Consider the following 16,566-nt stretch of genomic DNA (forward strand, 5'->3'; position numbering starts at 1 on the left):
TAATGCTTAGTCGGCTAAGGTCAAGGCTAGTACTAAAGATTTAGATGATTCGAGAAAATGCTTTCCCTAAGGTATTTTTATCTAAATAAGCATCAAACACCATACAAATGCTGCGTACTAGTAAACGTCCTGCAGGAGTGACCTCTAGCTGATTGCCCTCTATTTTTACTAGTCCATCGGCCTGGTGTTGTTTTAATAGGTTAAGCTCTTTAGCAAAATAGTCAGCAAAGTTTATTTTATGCTGCTCAGAGAAAAGGTCACCGTTTAATTTGAAATGGCATATTAGTTGGTTAATTGCAGCACGACGAATAATGTCATCTTGGCTAAGTGTCATGCCCTTAATGGTAGAAAAATTGCCTTGGCCAATTTTTTCTTCGTAGCTTTCTGTCGTGTAATCATTTTGAGCATAGGTAGGCCCTACTTGGCTTATTGAGGAAGTACCCATAGCCACTAGGTCGCATTCAGAGTGAGTAGTATAGCCTTGAAAATTCCGGTGTAGACGACCTTCACGTTGGGCTATAGCTAGGCTGTCTTCAGGCTTGGCAAAGTGATCCATGCCAATATACACATAGCCTGCATCAACTAAACGAGTAATGGTTTGTTCAAGAATTTTTAACTTGTCATCTGGGCTGGGTAAATCTTCTGCATTAATTCGGCGTTGAGGCTTAAAACGTTCGGGTAAGTGTGCGTAGTTAAATACAGACAAACGGTCAGGATTAATTTCAATCACTTCTTCTAGCGTGGCAGCAAAAGTTTCAGGCGTTTGGTGTGGAAGACCATAAATAAGGTCTAGGTTCAATGAACGAAAGCCAAGCTGTCTAGCTTGAACAATGGCTGCTTCGGTCATTTCTCTGGGTTGAACACGATTGACTGCTTCTTGTACTTTGGGGTTTAAATCTTGTAGACCAAAACTAACCCGATTAAAACCTAGCTCACGCAGCATGGCTAGAGTGTCTTCTTGAATTTCTCGAGGGTCAATTTCAATAGAGTAATCACCTAGGTCATCATCACGCAAATTAAAGCGTTTGCGAGTTTCAGACATAAGTTCACGCATTTGCTCATGGGATAAAAACGTGGGTGTTCCACCGCCCCAATGCAATTGATTGACGGGGCGGCTGGTATCTAAGTGTTTTGCTACTAAATCCATTTCTTTAAAAAGGTGTTCTAAATAGGGTTCACAGCGACCTGTGTCTCGGGTAGCAATTTTATTGCAGCCACAATAAAAACAAATTTTAGCGCAGAAAGGGATATGAAAATAAAGGGAAAGGGGTGCTGAGCTGGCATTACTATTGATAAGTGCTTGGGTAAATTCATTTGATTGGAAGCCAGTATGAAACTGGGGTGCTGTAGGGTAAGAGGTGTAACGAGGCCCGGCTAGATTGTAACGATCAACCAGCTTAGGGTTCCACTCAAAAGCCTTGTAGTTTATTTCGCCCATGATTTACCCCTTTATTGAGTCAGTAATAAGAAAGTTCATTAATTGATTAAAGGCCAGGCTAACCAGCCAGCAAAGCCTAGCAGTAGAAAGGCAGATATTTGTCGCCACACAGGTTGGCGCAATAAACTGGTTAATTGCCTTGCCGCAGCGCCAGTGGCTAAAAGTGTAGGAAGTGTGCCTAAACCAAAAGCTAGCATTAGTAACCCACCGTTAAAGCTGCTGCCACTACTTAATGCAAGCAGTAACATTGAATAAACTAGCCCACAGGGTAACCAGCCCCAAATTAAGCCGATTAATAGTGCTTGGCCAGGGTTTTGCACTGGCATAAGTTTGCGGCCTAAAGGTTCTAGGTAACGCCAAAGGTATTTACCCAAGGCTTCAACACGGGTGAGTCCTGTCCACCATTGGCCAACATAGAATGCCATAAGTACCAGCATGACCACGGCCAGCCAGCTAAGTAATTGAGTAATGGCTTTTATTTCGCCAATAAGTAACTGGCCTAAGCCACCAATTAACATGCCTGCCAAGGTGTAGCTAGTTATACGCCCTAGGTTATAAGTCAGCATTAAGGCTGCAATACGCAAGGGGTGGCGGCGGCTGGGTGGTAAAGCAAAACTTAAAGCACTAACAATGCCGCCACACATGCCTATGCAGTGACCACCGCCTAAAAGACCTGCCATAAAAGCGGTAATCAGTCCTGCACTTAATAACTCAGTCATTTCTCACTGGGTTCTTTGGTAGGTGTTTCTTTTGTTTCAGATTCTTTTATTTCTGATTCTTGGTTAGTGGTTTTTTCAGCTTTATTAGCTTTGGGCTCGTCATCATCAAAAAGGATGGAGTAGGCAGGTCCTTCTAAGTCTTCAAACTGGTTGTTTTTAACTGCCCAAAAAAATGCCCAAATGGCTAAGCTAAGTAGCACTAAAGATAGTGGTATCAACAGAAATAATATATTCATAAGTTGCCCCTTAAATGCTTTTGGCAGATTGCTGAGTTTGCACTTGTTTTCTTTGCTCGCTCAAGCGCTGCTCGCTGGCTTTGTCTCTTAAACGTAGTGCATTGAGTACAACTAACAAGGAGCTGCTTGTCATTCCAAGTGCTGCAAGCCAAGGCGGTACTAAACCCATACTAGCAGCAGGTAAGGCAATTAGGTTATAGACTAAGGATAAGCCAAGGTTTTGTTTTATCACTTGGCTAGTTAAGCGTGCCTTTTTAAATGCATGTGGAATTTTTATTAACCGGCTAGAAAGTAACAGGGTGTCAGCGCTAGTTTTAGCTAAGTCTGTAGAGTCACCCATAGCAATAGAGACTTGAGCACCAGCTAAAACAGGAACATCATTAACACCATCACCCACCATTACTACTTGACGCCCTTGCTTTTGTAGCTCTTTCAGTCGCTCAAGTTTAAGCTCGGGCGTTGCATTAGCTGTGAAGTGAAGCATTCCCAACTCTTTAGCGATGCTTGCTACCGAGCCTTCTTGGTCTCCAGAAAGCAGTTCATAGGTAATTCCCAGGGACTTAAGCTGCTCAAGCATTGCTTGGCTATCTGGGCGTAACTGATCGCTTAAATGAAACCAGCACAGGGGAGTATGTTCATCTGCAAAGAGTAACCACTGACCTTCTTCTTCGGGCGGTGTTAAAACTGCATTTTGCCAAGCAAAGTCTGCCCGTCCAAGGCGGTATTTATTTTCTCCGATAACTCCACTTAAGCCCTGGCCAGTGAAGGCCTGAATGGATTCTGCCATTAAATTGGGGTCACGCGCTTCAGCAAAGGCTCTAGCAATAGGGTGTTCAGATTGAGCTTCGAGTGCAGCAGCGTAGCTTTTAATTTGATTTTTTCTAGGGTCAGTTGCACTTCCCAACCAACGCACAGCTTTTAGTTCGAGCCTACCTTCTGTCAGTGTTCCTGTTTTATCGAAAATAACATGATCTGCTTTAGCTAAGCCTTCTAACACATGGCCTCTTGTGATGAGCACACCTTGGCGTGCCAAGGTGGAGTTGGCAACCGCCAGTGCTGTAGGGGTTGCAAGGGCAAGCGCACAAGGACAGGTAACAACAAGCAAAGCTATTAGCACCCAAAAAGCTCGTGAGGAATCGATACCTAACCAAACAGTAAAGACCAGAGTTGAGATAATCAGTAAGGCTGCAACAAAGTAACGTGAGGCTTCGTTTGCAATACTGGCAATGCGGGGCTTTTCAGCAAGCGCACGCTCACTTAACCTAGAAATGCTAGCGAGGCGAACATCTTGCCCTGTTTTTTCAACACGAACAGTGAGAGGGCTGTCAATATTTTGTGTGCCTGCTAAAACCTGGTGCCCAGGGTGGCAAGCTACAGGTAGGTATTCACCTGTCATAGTAGCTTGGTTAACACTAGAGCGACCGCTAACAATTACGCCGTCTATGGGTAGCGTATGACCCGGCTTAACGAGTATTAGATCACCGGGTTTTAGGTTACGGCTAGGAATAAAACTTTCTTGCTGATTTTCATCGAGTAAAATTGCAGCTTGAGGAATTAGGTCTTGCAGCGCATTTCCACTGCTACCTATACGGTGGCGAGTGCGCATTTCAATATAGCGCCCAAACAGCAGAAAAAAAGTGAACATGGCAATAGCATAAAAGTGTAGCTCACCCGTTTGAGTGACCAATGCCCAAACACTAGCGGAATAGCCTAAACCTATCGCGAGTGAAACAGGAACATCCATATTTAAACGGCGATTTTTAAGCTCATTTAAAGCACTAGCAAAGAAAGGCCAGGCAGAGTAAATAACGACGGGTGTCGTGACTAGGAAAGAGAGCCATTGAAAAAGGAGGATAAACTCTGGTTCCATAAAGTTGGCCAGCATGCCAGCTTCTAAGGAAATACCAAACATCATTGCTTGCATAGACCCTAAGGCAGCAACAATTAAGCGACGTATGGCTGTTTTTTGTTCTTTTTCTAGCTTTTTTTGCTGCTCATCAGCTTGCCAAGGCTGAGCACTGTAGCCAATGGATTTAAACTCAGCTAATAGCTTGCTTAGTGGAAGTTTGTTTAAGTTCCAGCGCAGCACAGTTCGTTGAGAGGTGAGGTTAACGCCTGTGTATTCAACACCTTCCAAACCATTGATTTGGTTTTCAATTAACCAAGCACAGGCTGCACAAGTAATGCCCTCTATTGCTAGGGTAGTTTCAGCAAAGCCTTCTTCATTGACATGAACAAACTCTTGTAGCAGCTCGGGAGCATCGTAAACCTTGAGTTCAGCAAGCTCACTTTCACTTAACTCAGGTCGAGCGGGTAGCTCAGTACGAAACTTATAGTAACTTTCTAGGCCACCATAAACGATTGCATTAGCAACAGCCTCGCAGCCTGGGCAGCAGAGGCTTTCTTGTTGTTCGTTAACAGTGACACTAAAGTGGCTATTTTTTGGAACAGGTTCACCGCAGTGAAAACATGCTTCCTGTGACATGGTGATTAAGTCCAAACGGCCTAAAGACCGCTAATTATGTTTAGCGTTTACTAGGCAAAAGATCTAGAGGTTGCTGCAAAGGAAAATGACCACGACCATAGAGTCGCCATTCTTTTTGCGGCCCGTAAAGCTTTACATCCCAATCATAGTTAACTTTTTGGGGTAGGTTGCCAAGGTAGCGACCCGAGCCTAGGTGTTGCACAGGAACAGAAAAATCTAAAGATGAACGGGTAGGATTTTCCATTAAAACAACTAGCTGATCTGGAAATGGAGCTAAGTCGCCCACCAAAACCATATTAAGCTGACCCTGTGCAAAGCTCAGGCTAGCCTTCAAACCTTTTCTTTCTGCAACTCGGTCTTGTTCAAAAGACTGGTTAATACCCCGGCCTTCCTTATAGTAATTTTCGTTTACTGTTCCATCATAGTTAATTGAACCAACAACTAGCAGAGTAAGGCCGGTTAAAACACCGGCAATGGCCGGCGAAAACGCCAGCCAAACCATGCCATTTTTATACCAAGGTTGATTGTTAGAGTGACTACTCATTAACGAGATGCCCTTATATAGAAGCGTGATGTACGAGTGCTATGGATACTTGGATCAGACTCGGATTCTAGGTGTAGCTCTATTTCAACGGCTGGTGATTTAGGCAATTGCTTAGGGTCACCAATTAATTGAATAGGGTATTGCTGAACCTCACTGGCTACCAAAGTGAATACCGTTTGAGAGTCTATTCTAATACCATCAGCGTTTTGCAAACTGAGCTTGTAGGTATGCTCTTTTTGGTCTTTATTGGCAATACGAATCAGGTAGCTGTTTTCAATTTCGCCAGTATTAATCATACGGAAAAGTTGGTTGCGGTCACGAAGCACCTCTAGTTCTAAAGGTACTCTACCACTGAGGGCGATAATAAAGGCAATCACCATAGCCGTTAATACAGTGAAGTAACCGATTAGGCGTGGACGCAAAAACTTGGTGGTACGACCAGCCAACTCTTCTTCTGTAGTGTAGCGAATTAGCCCTCTTGGATAATTCATTTTATCCATAACCTGATCACAGGCATCAATACAGGCTGCACAGGTAATACACTCATACTGTAAGCCATTGCGGATATCGATGCCTACTGGGCAAACTTGCACACAAAGGTCGCAGTCAATACAAGAGCCTAAACCTAACTCTTTTGGATCGGCAGATTTTTTACGTCTTCCACGAGGTTCGCCACGAGCTGCATCGTAAGAAACAATGAGGGTGTCTTTATCGAACATAACAGCTTGGAAGCGTGCATAGGGGCACATATAAATACAGACTTGTTCCCGTAACCAGCCAGCAAAGAGGTAGGTAAAGAAAATAAAGAAACCTAACCAGAAGGTTTCCCAAGGCCCCAAGTTAAAGGTAAATACACGTGGTATAAGTTCACGAATAGGCGAAAAATAGCCTAAAAAAGCTATCCCTGTAGCTGTAGCTATCAGCAGCCAAATTAGGTGTTTACTTCCCTTGCGAAGTAGCTTGTTAGCAGACCAAGGTGCTTGGTTAAGCTTTTTACGTTGATTAGGGCTACCTTCGGTTTTGTCTTCAACAAAGATAAATATCCAGGTCCAGACAAACTGTGGGCAACTGTAGCCACACCAAACACGGCCAGCAAAATTAGTAACAAAGAAAAGGGTAAAGGCTAGAATAATGAGTAGCCAAGCCAAAAGCATAAAGTCATGCGGGAAAATAGTGGTGCCAAAAAAATGAAACTGGCGGTTAGGTAGGTCAAATAGTAAAGCTTGACGATCGCCATAAGGAATAAATGAGGCTAGAAAAAAGCCTGTTAATAATACCCAGCTAGCAGCAGCACGCAGTTTTTGGAAAAGCCCCTGCACGCGTTTAACGTATATATGTTTGCGTTTGGCGTAAAGTTGGTTTTGTGGTCCGCCCGTAGTGGGAGATTTGCGTTTACTCCCAGCATTTACAGGAGTTACGTCTTGGGTAGGAATTTTATCAGTCATTCAATCATCACCAGGCTGGAGTTAGCTTTATGGTAAAACTGAAACCTTTGGCTTGTTAGCAACAAACTCAGGTTTTCTTAGAAAGGAATATTTGTATATGTATTTTGCTACTATCCTCCAGTAAAAAGCAAAAGGGAATGCGACAGCCTGCCGCATTCCCTAAAGCTAGTACTTACTTACCTTGGTTAAGGCTATAAATATAAGCCGTTACCAAGTGAAGTTTTGGCATTAGTTCAGCTTTCTCTTGTGAAGTCAGTGAATTAATGTTTGCGGGTAGCTCAACACCATAGTCTAGGTAACGTGCCTGAGCAGGCATTAAGCCGTTACGACCATGACGCAGGGTATAGCTAACCGAATCATAAACGCTTTCGCCTGGCTGTTGGTACAACCAAGTGTTAGCGGTTAAGTCAGGTGCACCAATGCTATCGATGCCCATAGCTGCACTACCCTTACCATCTGTACCGTGACAGGAAGAGCAAATAGCTTGGAACATAGGTGCTGCTTCTTGTGCTTTAGCAGCGTCATGTTCAAGACCCGAAAGTTCTAGAACATAGTGAGACATAGTGTCTACACCTTCATCACCTAACATATCAACCCAAGGCGGCATTAGGCCGTTACGACCATTAATAATGGTGTGACGAATGGTTTCTACATCACCACCATAAAGCCAGCTGTTATTGGTTAGGTTAGGGAAGCCATAACCACCGCGAGCAGAAGAACCATGACAAACTGCACAGTTGTTCTGATAAAGGCGGTTAGCTACCTGCATAGCTTCAGGATCATTAGCTAGAGTCTGAACGTCAATTTGAGCGTACTGATCAAAAATGGGCGCATAAAACTCTTCTGCGTGGGCCATTTCGTCTTCCCATTGACCGGAAGAACTCCAGTTTAATAAACCCTTATAGTTACCTAGGCCTGGGTAAAGTGCTAGGTAAGAAAGACCGAAAACAATGGTGATAACGAACATAAGAAACCACCAGCGAGGCAGGGGGTTGTCATATTCTTCGATACCATCAGCTGCGTGGCCAGTGGTTTCAACTTCACCATTAGTAGCCTGCGCTGAATCGGTTTTGCGGTTTCCGTAAAGGAGCCACCAGCAGAAGGCAATCACACCCAGTGTGATTACTGAGATCCACAGGCTCCAGAAGCCGCTCATGGCTTGGCTAGTCATGCTTTTTATTCTCCAGTGATGAGCTTGCATCTTGGTTAGGGTCGTCGTTTTCAGCCTCGTCAGCAAAAGGCAGGTTAGCTGCTTCATCAAAAGATTTCTTTTGCTTCTTACTATAAGCCCAAGCAATGATGCCTAGAAATGCAAATAATAAGACAACTGACATTAGGCCACGAAAAACGTTGATATCCATAACCTTACCGTGTGTCTTTTAGGACAGTGCCCAGTTGTTGTAAATAAGCAACAACGGCGTCCATTTCGGTTTTTCCATTAACGAAATCCTTGGCACCTGCGATATCTTCATCGGTGTAAGGTACGCCAAGCACTCTAAGACGCTGCATTTTAGTGCCAGTGTTGCTGCCATCCATTACTTGGTAGTTCATCCAAGAATAGGCAGGCATTACTGACTCAGGTACTACATCACGAGGGTTGAACAAGTGAGCATAGTGCCAGTCATCACTGTAGCGACCGCCAACACGGGCTAAGTCTGGACCAGTACGCTTAGAGCCCCACTGAAAAGGGTGATCATAAACAAACTCACCCGCTACTGAGTAGTTACCATAACGCTCAGTTTCAGCGCGGAAAGGACGAATCATTTGTGAGTGGCAGGTATAGCAACCTTCACGCACATAAATGTCGCGACCTTCAATTTCTAACGCGTTAAGTGGTTTTAAGCCTTCTACTGGCTTAGTGATATTATCTTGGAAGAATAGCGGGGTGATCTCAGCAAGACCACCGAAGCTGATTACAACCAAGATAAGAACCATCATTAAGCCAACGTTCTTTTCTACTATTTCGTGTTTCATTCAGCTAACCCCTTTAGGCCGTTTGTGCAGCAGCTTTTTCGGAAGCTTTGCTGGATACAGTCATATAGACGTTGTAAGCCATAATCAGCATACCCGTTAGCCAAAGAACACCACCTAACCAGCGAACGATAAAGCCAGGGTGGCTTGCTTCAACTGATTCGATAAAGGTGTACATCAGGGTGCCATCAGCGTTGACCGCACGCCACATTAGACCCTGCATGATGCCGTTAACCCACATAGAGGTAATGTAAAGCACAGTACCTACAGTGGATAGCCAGAAATGCACGTTGATTAGATCAACAGAATGCATGTCTTTTTTGCCAAACAATCTAGGAATCATGTGGTAAACGGAACCGATAGAAATCATCGCAACCCAACCTAATGCACCCGCATGAACGTGACCTACAGTCCAGTCAGTGTAGTGAGATAAGGCGTTAACGGTTTTGATAGACATCATCGGGCCTTCAAAGGTAGACATACCATAGAAGGAAAGAGAAACAACTAGGAAGCGTAGGATGGGGTCAGTACGCAGCTTATGCCAAGCACCAGACAGGGTCATCATACCGTTGATCATACCACCCCAAGATGGAGCTAGTAGAATTAACGACATAACCATACCTACAGATTGTGCCCAGTCTGGCAAAGCTGTGTAGTGAAGGTGGTGAGGACCAGCCCACATATAAACACAGATTAAAGCCCAGAAGTGCACTATAGATAAGCGGTAGGAGTAAACAGGGCGCTCAGCTTGTTTAGGTACAAAGTAATACATCATACCCAAGAAGCCAGCTGTCAAGAAAAAGCCTACTGCGTTATGGCCGTACCACCACTGAACCATTGCATCTGTCGCACCAGCGTAGATGGAATAAGAGTGAGTGAGGCTCGTTGGCAGTTGCATGCTGTTTACAATATGTAAAACCGCTACGGTCAAGATAAAGGCAGCAAAAAACCAGTTGGCAACATAAATGTGCGAGGTTTTGCGCTTATAAATTGTACCGATAAAAACAGCAGCATAGCTTACCCAAACGACTGCTATTAGCGCATCAATTGGCCAGATTAGCTCAGCGTATTCTTTACCTTGAGTTAAACCTAAAGGCAAAGTAATGGCTGCTAACAAAATAACTAGCTGCCAACCCCAAAAGGTGAAAGCGGCTAACTTGTCAGATATTAGGCGTACCTGGCAGGTGCGCTGAACAACATAGTAAGAAGTAGCAAATAATGCTGAACCACCAAAAGCAAAAATGACTGCGTTGGTGTGAAGCGGACGTAAACGTCCGAAGCTTGTCCATGGAAGGTCAAAGTTCAAAAGTGGCCATGCCAACTGAGCCGCTATCCAGACGCCGACAAGCATGCCGACGATACCCCAGACTACGGTCATTATGGCAAATTGCCGAACCACCTTATAATTATAGGTAGAATGTTCTATTGCTGTGCTCATGTCAGGTTCCCATTACAGCAGTTAGTTTGGAGGAATCCAGCGCCAAGTTTCGAGGAGCTGAGGTTTCCCAGCCATGATACAAGTCAATGGATCCTACTCATTCTATCGCAGCCGCTGTATGACCTGAACCTAAGTGTGCCTATTAGTTTCATAATTATTTACATTAAATAAAGCTTATATAATAAAAACTATGTAAATCAATAGGTTAGCTTTATGTGACAAAATACCGCTTAGACGAAAGTCTGGTTGTGGGTTGACAGAGTTTGTTTTCAATAAAAACCGGTTATTTTAATGTTGAGCGTGTTAAATAAGGTGTTTTGCTTAACCAGACTTGGCTGCAAACTAGAAAGTAACTGCTGCTATTTATACGGAATTCAAGTTTTAATGTGAAAAAAACACACTGAGTTGCATGGAAGTTTCTGAAATAGTTTAAAAAAAGGGTTTGACAGGCGGTCAAAAGACTGTAGAATGCGCTTCGTTATCAGGAAGGGCGGTTAGCTCAGTTGGGAGAGCACCAGCCTTACAAGCTGGGGGTCACTGGTTCGAACCCAGTACCGCCCACCAACTCTTAGTTAGTTATTTACTAGCATAAAAGTTCCTTCCCTTGATGACGACTGTAATGCGGACCGGTAGTTCAGCTGGTTAGAATGCCGGCCTGTCACGCCGGAGGTCGCGGGTTCGAATCCCGTCCGGTCCGCCACACAGTAAACCTAAGTTAAGAAAATATGCGGACCGGTAGTTCAGCTGGTTAGAATGCCGGCCTGTCACGCCGGAGGTCGCGGGTTCGAATCCCGTCCGGTCCGCCAATTCTTAGCCTAAGGGCGGTTAGCTCAGTTGGGAGAGCACCAGCCTTACAAGCTGGGGGTCACTGGTTCGAACCCAGTACCGCCCACCATTTAAAGTTCTAAATAGATTAAACCGCCGCTACTTCAGCTGCGGTTTTTTTGCGTTTAGTGTTTTTATTTCCTTTCTGTGCTATCTCCATCTTTTTATTCAATATATTCAATGCCTTGTCTATTTTAATAACATGCGTTTCAAACGAGCGCTTGACACTTTGCTAAGACTTAACAAGACTAGGCTATTCATAATAAAAAGTTAATTAGGAGCTTGCCGTGAGTAGCCAAACCTACCCCCATATTTTTCAACCCCTAGATTTAGGTTTTACCACGCTTAAAAATCGCGTGTTAATGGGTTCCATGCACACCAACCTAGAAGAGACTAAAGGTGGCTTTGAACGCCTAGCTACCTTTTATGCGGAGCGCGCTGCAGCAGGAGTAGCTTTAATTGTTACTGGTGGTATAGCCCCTAATGAGCAGGGCGTGGTCTTTCAAGGCTCTGCAAAAATGACTAGCCCAGAAGAAGCTGCAGAGCATAGGGTAGTTACTCAAGCCGTGCATCAGGCAGGTGGTAAAATTTGTATGCAGATTTTGCACACAGGTCGTTATGCCTATTCAAACAAGCTAGTTGCACCCTCAGCAATACAGGCACCAATTAACCCTTTTGCACCAAGAGAGTTGACTGCTGAAGAAATAGAAGAGCAGTTAGCAGACTATGTGGTCAGTGCAAAGTTAGCTAAAGAAGCTGGCTATGATGGTGTTGAGGTGATGGGTAGTGAAGGCTACTTAATTAACCAGTTTATTTCCTTGCGTACTAACCAGCGCCAAGATGAATGGGGTGGCAGTTATGAAAACCGTATTCGCTTTGCTGTTGAGTCTGTGCGTCGAGTGCGTGAAGCAGTAGGTAAAGAGTTTATTATTATTTTCCGCTTGTCCATGTTAGACCTAGTAGAAGAAGGCAGTAGCTGGCAAGAAATAGTTCAGCTAGCTAAGGCCATAGAAGCTGCAGGGGCAACTTTAATTAACACGGGCATAGGTTGGCATGAAGCGCGGGTACCGACCATAGCAACCAGTGTGCCTCGAGCAGCTTTTACACAAGTAACTCAGCGGATGAAGCAAGAAGTTAACATCCCGTTAATAACCACTAACCGTATTAATATGCCAGAAACTGCTGAAGAAGTTCTAGCCGCAGGTCATGCAGATATGGTCTCTATGGCGCGACCCTTTTTGGCAGATGCAGAATGGGTTGCCAAGGCTGAGGCAGGGCAAAGTAAGACCATTAACACCTGTATTGCTTGTAACCAAGCCTGTTTAGACCAAGTGTTTACTGGTCAGCCTACTTCCTGTTTAGTCAACCCACGTGCTTGCCATGAAACGCTTATGCAATCTGAACCTACTCAACAAGCTAAAACAATAGCTGTGGTAGGTGCAGGTATGGCAGGTTTGTCTTGTGCTACAGAGGCTGCAAAGCGTGGGCACCAAGTCACCTTGTTTGAAGCAGCAGCCGTTATAGGTGGGCAGTTTAACCTAGCTAGAAAAATTCCGGGTAAAGAAGAATTTAACGAAACTATGCGCTATTTTGGTCAACTACTAGAGCAAACCGGGGTTAATTTACAGCTAAATACTCGGCCCAGTGTTGATCAGTTGGCAGGTTTTGATGAGGTAGTGGTTGCTACGGGTGTAGTGCCTAGAAAACCAGACATTAAAGGCATAGATCATCCAAAAGTTAAAACCTATGTGGAAGCCATTCAAAACCCAGATTCCCTTGGAAAGAAAGTTGCTGTACTAGGTGCGGGTGGTATAGGTTTTGATGTTTCCGAGCTGTTAGTACAAGCACCTGCCTCACCAGAAGGCCAGTCTACTCAAGACTTTATGCAAGAGTGGGGAGTTGACTTAGAAGTGAAACAACCCGGCGGTTTAGTAGCACCCCAGCCACCTAAGCCTGAGCGGGAAGTTTACCTGCTACAACGCAAAGCATCTAAGCCAGGTAAGGGTTTAGGCAAAACGACTGGTTGGATACATAGAGCGTCTTTAAAAGCTTACCAGGTAAAAATGCTTGCAGGTTGTGAATATTTAAGCATTGATGACCAGGGTTTACACCTGAGAGTTGCAGGTGAGGAAAAGTGCTTGGCGGTTGATAATCTAGTGCTTTGTACTGGGCAGGAGTCAGTGAACCAACTGTTTGCCGAGCTAGAAACTGCAGGGCAAAAAGCTCATCTAATTGGTGGTGCAGAATTAGCCGCCGAGCTAGATGCTCGACGGGCTATAGAGCAGGGTTATAAATTAGCAATTAGTTTATAACTAGTTAGCAAAATACTGCTGCAGATAAGTATCAAAATCGATCTTATCTGCGGCTTCTATTTCTTGCTGTTGCTTAATGGAATGGCTGCTGAGCTGAGTAAACAAAGTTTCTCTTGCCTGGTTAATTGGGCTAGCAAGCAATTGTTCGCGTTGTGCTCTGGCTAGTTCTAAAACAGCAGGTACAAAACCATTGCGTTCTTGGGCTAATTTCAACATTTGTGCCGAAGGGGTTAGGTTTACATCATCTACCTTGGCTTGTTGCTGGTTAAGCGCATCGCAAAAAGGAGTTAGGTCTGGGGTGCCACCATCTAAAAGCTGGCATACCGGGCGCAAACGCTTTAAGAGAGCAGCCGCTTCTTGGCGCAAAGGTTTTCCGTTAATCAGTGTTTCAGGATCACGCGCAGCATTAACGGTTTTCTTTAAATTGATGTCAATGTTTTGGCAGGCTTCGTCATTTAGCTTAGGGCTAGGTTCTAATAAGCAGAAGAGCAAAAATGCATCTAAGAAATACATTTGAGCAACGTCTATTCCGCCGGGTAAGAAGGGATTGATATCTAAGCAGCGAACTTCAATATACTCTACGCCTTTGGTTTGCAAAGCTTCATTGGGTTTCTCGCCACTGTGCATGACACGCTTAGGGCGAATATCACTGTAGTATTCATTTTCAATCTGCAAAATACCAGTGTTTAGCTGACGGTATTCGCCGTCAACCTTAGTGCCAATTTTTGCATAGTCAGGGTAGGGCTGACTAATCGCTAGCTCTAGGGTATTAATATAATTTTCTAGTGAGTTGAAACAAATTTTCAAACTGCCTTGTACTTGGTTTTGGTAGCCTAAATCAGACATGCGTAAGCTGGTTGCGGTAGGTTCGCCCCAAGTACCAGCGGCAAGCTTTTTAAGGGGGTGCTGATCATGGCCACTTAAAAAGCTTTCATCTAAAACTGGGCTAGCACCGAACAAGTACATGAGCAACCAAGAATAGCGGCGGAAATTACGGATAAGATCGAAGTAGCGAGTAGAACGCCAATCTTTATCTGCAGCTTCTTCAGGTAAGCCCTCTAGTTTAGCTAGTAGAGGCCAGAGTTCGTCAGGAAAAGAAACATTGTAGTGAATGCCAGCAATGCTTTGCATAATGCGGCCATAGCGAGCATCTAAACCACGGCGGTAAACATGCTTCATAAAACCTACATTGGAGCTGCCATATTCACCGATACGCACACTGTCATTACCGTCAAGCTTACAAGGCATGCTCGCAGGCCAGAGTAGCTCTTGGTTGTCTAAGTTAGACAAGCTAAAGCGGTGCAGGTCTAGTAAAAACTCAAGTGTTGTTTCGCGACTCGTACTGACAGGTGTAATAAACTCGACGAGAGCTTCAGAGTAGTCAGTAGTAATATGCGGATGGGTCAGCGTTGACCCTAAAGCTTTGGGGTGATCCCCTTGGCTTATTTCACCTTGAGGAGTTGTGCGCAGGGTTTCTTTTTCAATGCCGCGTCGAATTGAATTAAAAAGCCCTTGGTCTGCAGTGCTTTGTAAGCCTTGCAGGTAGTCATTTAGATTGAGTGTCACTGGACATTAGCCTTAGAAAAGTTGAGAGCCACAGTAGGACTAGAGATATTGGGCGCATCTTAGCTAGTTTCAACAGCTGCAACAAGTCGAAATAAAAAACACCCTAACCTGTTGCAGCAGTCCTAGACACTAAAGAATTAACTGTTACCGCTTGAGTTGTGAGGCAGCAGAACGAAGTGCGGTACGAACTCCTTCCTCAAGTACAGGATGGTAGAAAGGCTGAGCAAGTATTTCTTTTAAGGTGAGCTTTTGCTGAATGCTCCAGGCTAAAAGGTGCACTAGGTGCTCAGCTCTAGGTCCAAAAATTTCTGTGCCTAATAGCTGCCCCGTTTTTTTGCAGGCATAAATTTTCATTAAACCCTGGTTTTGCTGCATAACCCGCGCACGACCTTGCTTAGAAAAATCCATACTGCCAACTACAACACCTTCTTCACCTAAGCGCGCTTGAATTTGTGCTAAAGACTCACCCGCTAAGGCAATTTGTGGTTCACTAAATACCACCGCTAAAGGTGTGCGGCGTGCTTTAGGCTTAAAGTTAGGCCAGCCAGCAGCATTACTGCCTGCAATAAAACCTTCATCATTGGCTTCATGTAATAAGGGCCTAAAGCCTGCGACATCACCAGCAATAAAGATATGCGAAGGGCTGCCATCAGCATTAATACACTGGGTGGTTTCAGGATTAAACTCAGGTTGCTGACGCTCATTAAGTTTTAAGCCAGCCGCCTCAATATTAATTTTATCTAGGTTGGCTTTACGCCCAGTAGCAGCTAATAAATAGTCGAAAGTTTCAGTGGTGGGCTGGCCTTGGTTATCTATAAAGCTAATAGCAACACCTCCATCTGTACGGGTGATAGACTGGACTTCATTGCCTGCCATGATTGGAAACTCTTTATTAAAAGTTTCATGGGCCAGTGTTTTCATGCTTGGGTCTTGTAAAGGACCAATACCATCACCACGGCCAAATAAACGTAAGCGCACACCTAAACGACTCAGCGCTTGGCTTATTTCTAAACCAATCACACCTGGGCCGAATACAGCCACTGACTCGGGCAAATCATCCCAATCAAAAACGTCATCGTTAATAATTAAACGGTCGCCTGCAGCTTCGAACATGGGTGGCACAGCTGGGCGAGAGCCCGTGGCAATAATAATATTGCGCGCTCTAATTTTTTTACCACTGGTGGTTTCAAGGGTATTAGGGTCAATAAAGTGGGCTAGCTCATCTATACGTTGGTCATCTGCTAGCTTAGCTATATCTTGCAAAACAAAACTAACAAAACGATCTCGCTCAGCTTTTACCCTTTGCATCACTGCTTTGCCATCTACCTGGTAGCCAGCAGTCAGCTGAATACCAAAAGCTGGTGCAAGCTGCATTTGGTGAGCGCTTTCAGCAGCAGCGATCAACAACTTGCTAGGCATACAGCCAACACGAGCACAGGTAGTGCCATAAGACCCACCTTCTAGCATTACTAAGGAATCAGTTACTTTGCGGGCTGCATTAAATGCACTCATGCCTGCGGTACCTGCACCAATAATGGCAATATCGACCTGTTGAATCATTGCAACCTCTCAAAATTAATACTCATT

Annotated in this window: 13 protein-coding genes and 4 tRNA genes; 5 read left to right on the plus strand and 12 right to left on the minus strand. The window is 44.5% G+C overall.

Annotated elements, in window-relative coordinates; genetic code table 11:
- Positions 1-40: 40 nt before the first annotated feature.
- From hemN to ccoN, 10 genes are all read right to left on the minus strand, one after another.
- On the minus strand, positions 41-1,438 hold the full coding sequence (gene hemN, locus BP27_RS0104865; RefSeq protein ID WP_051610321.1) for an oxygen-independent coproporphyrinogen III oxidase: 1,398 nt from the start codon (positions 1,436-1,438) through the stop codon (positions 41-43).
- Positions 1,439-1,476: 38 nt separating this feature from the next.
- Positions 1,477-2,157 (minus strand): sulfite exporter TauE/SafE family protein, encoded by a 681-nt coding sequence (locus BP27_RS0104870; protein ID WP_027850596.1) that lies wholly within the window; start codon positions 2,155-2,157, stop codon positions 1,477-1,479.
- The gene (gene ccoS / locus BP27_RS0104875) at positions 2,154-2,393 is read right to left on the minus strand and encodes a cbb3-type cytochrome oxidase assembly protein CcoS (RefSeq protein WP_027850597.1); all 240 of its coding nucleotides are present in this window, start codon (positions 2,391-2,393) and stop codon (positions 2,154-2,156) included. Before ccoS ends, BP27_RS0104870 begins: the two co-directional genes overlap by 4 nt.
- A gap of 10 nt (positions 2,394-2,403) precedes the next feature.
- Positions 2,404-4,878: a heavy metal translocating P-type ATPase gene (locus tag BP27_RS15270; protein WP_051610322.1), complete on the minus strand. Its 2,475-nt coding sequence runs from the start codon at positions 4,876-4,878 to the stop codon at positions 2,404-2,406.
- Between the two features lie 40 nt (positions 4,879-4,918).
- Complete coding sequence (locus BP27_RS0104885) at positions 4,919-5,422, minus strand: FixH family protein (RefSeq protein ID WP_027850598.1); 504 nt, start codon at positions 5,420-5,422, stop codon at positions 4,919-4,921.
- Positions 5,422-6,867, minus strand: a complete 1,446-nt coding sequence (gene ccoG / locus BP27_RS0104890; RefSeq protein WP_027850599.1) for a cytochrome c oxidase accessory protein CcoG — start codon at positions 6,865-6,867, stop codon at positions 5,422-5,424. Before ccoG ends, BP27_RS0104885 begins: the two co-directional genes overlap by 1 nt.
- Before the next feature lie 172 nt (positions 6,868-7,039).
- Positions 7,040-8,047: a cytochrome-c oxidase, cbb3-type subunit III gene (gene ccoP / locus BP27_RS15275; RefSeq protein ID WP_084324519.1), complete on the minus strand. Its 1,008-nt coding sequence runs from the start codon at positions 8,045-8,047 to the stop codon at positions 7,040-7,042.
- A complete protein-coding gene (locus tag BP27_RS0104900; RefSeq protein ID WP_027850600.1) occupies positions 8,031-8,228 on the minus strand; it encodes a CcoQ/FixQ family Cbb3-type cytochrome c oxidase assembly chaperone in 198 nt (65 codons plus the stop codon). The genes ccoP and BP27_RS0104900 overlap by 17 nt, the downstream gene beginning before the upstream one ends.
- Positions 8,229-8,232: 4 nt before the next feature.
- Positions 8,233-8,841, minus strand: coding sequence for a cytochrome-c oxidase, cbb3-type subunit II (ccoO, locus tag BP27_RS0104905; protein ID WP_027850601.1), 609 nt, complete (start codon positions 8,839-8,841; stop codon positions 8,233-8,235).
- Positions 8,842-8,854: 13 nt separating this feature from the next.
- Positions 8,855-10,276: a cytochrome-c oxidase, cbb3-type subunit I gene (ccoN, locus tag BP27_RS0104910; protein WP_027850602.1), complete on the minus strand. Its 1,422-nt coding sequence runs from the start codon at positions 10,274-10,276 to the stop codon at positions 8,855-8,857.
- A gap of 488 nt (positions 10,277-10,764) precedes the next feature.
- Here ccoN and BP27_RS0104915 point away from each other — a divergent pair.
- The 5 genes from BP27_RS0104915 (at position 10,765) to BP27_RS0104935 (ending at position 13,413) form a co-directional block, all read left to right on the plus strand.
- A tRNA-Val gene (locus BP27_RS0104915) sits at positions 10,765-10,840 on the plus strand.
- A gap of 59 nt (positions 10,841-10,899) precedes the next feature.
- Positions 10,900-10,976: transfer RNA gene (locus BP27_RS0104920), tRNA-Asp, on the plus strand.
- 29 nt (positions 10,977-11,005) lie between these two features.
- A tRNA-Asp gene (locus BP27_RS0104925) sits at positions 11,006-11,082 on the plus strand.
- Between the two features lie 13 nt (positions 11,083-11,095).
- Positions 11,096-11,171: transfer RNA gene (locus BP27_RS0104930), tRNA-Val, on the plus strand.
- A gap of 217 nt (positions 11,172-11,388) precedes the next feature.
- Positions 11,389-13,413, plus strand: a complete 2,025-nt coding sequence (locus BP27_RS0104935; RefSeq protein WP_027850603.1) for an NADPH-dependent 2,4-dienoyl-CoA reductase — start codon at positions 11,389-11,391, stop codon at positions 13,411-13,413.
- On the opposite strand, the gene gshA is transcribed toward BP27_RS0104935, so the two are convergent.
- Complete coding sequence (gene gshA / locus BP27_RS0104940; protein ID WP_027850604.1) at positions 13,414-14,979, minus strand: glutamate--cysteine ligase; 1,566 nt, start codon at positions 14,977-14,979, stop codon at positions 13,414-13,416.
- A gap of 144 nt (positions 14,980-15,123) precedes the next feature.
- On the minus strand, positions 15,124-16,539 hold the full coding sequence (locus tag BP27_RS0104945) for a dihydrolipoyl dehydrogenase (protein ID WP_027850605.1): 1,416 nt from the start codon (positions 16,537-16,539) through the stop codon (positions 15,124-15,126).
- Positions 16,540-16,566: the final 27 nt, after the last annotated feature.

It is taken from the genome of Marinospirillum insulare DSM 21763, assembly GCF_000686905.1.
Taxonomy (GTDB): Bacteria; Pseudomonadota; Gammaproteobacteria; order Pseudomonadales; family Halomonadaceae; genus Marinospirillum; species Marinospirillum insulare.

Coding starts and splice junctions, on each gene's coding strand:
- ccoN (WP_027850602.1), bottom strand. CDS start 10,276: ATGAGCACAGCAATAGAACATTCTACCTATAATTATAAGGTGGTTCGG.
- ccoO (WP_027850601.1), bottom strand. CDS start 8,841: ATGAAACACGAAATAGTAGAAAAGAACGTTGGCTTAATGATGGTTCTT.
- BP27_RS0104870 (WP_027850596.1), bottom strand. CDS start 2,157: ATGACTGAGTTATTAAGTGCAGGACTGATTACCGCTTTTATGGCAGGT.
- ccoG (WP_027850599.1), bottom strand. CDS start 6,867: ATGACTGATAAAATTCCTACCCAAGACGTAACTCCTGTAAATGCTGGG.
- BP27_RS15270 (WP_051610322.1), bottom strand. CDS start 4,878: ATGTCACAGGAAGCATGTTTTCACTGCGGTGAACCTGTTCCAAAAAAT.
- BP27_RS0104885 (WP_027850598.1), bottom strand. CDS start 5,422: ATGAGTAGTCACTCTAACAATCAACCTTGGTATAAAAATGGCATGGTT.
- hemN (WP_051610321.1), bottom strand. CDS start 1,438: ATGGGCGAAATAAACTACAAGGCTTTTGAGTGGAACCCTAAGCTGGTT.
- BP27_RS0104900 (WP_027850600.1), bottom strand. CDS start 8,228: ATGGATATCAACGTTTTTCGTGGCCTAATGTCAGTTGTCTTATTATTT.
- BP27_RS0104945 (WP_027850605.1), bottom strand. CDS start 16,539: ATGATTCAACAGGTCGATATTGCCATTATTGGTGCAGGTACCGCAGGC.
- ccoS (WP_027850597.1), bottom strand. CDS start 2,393: ATGAATATATTATTTCTGTTGATACCACTATCTTTAGTGCTACTTAGC.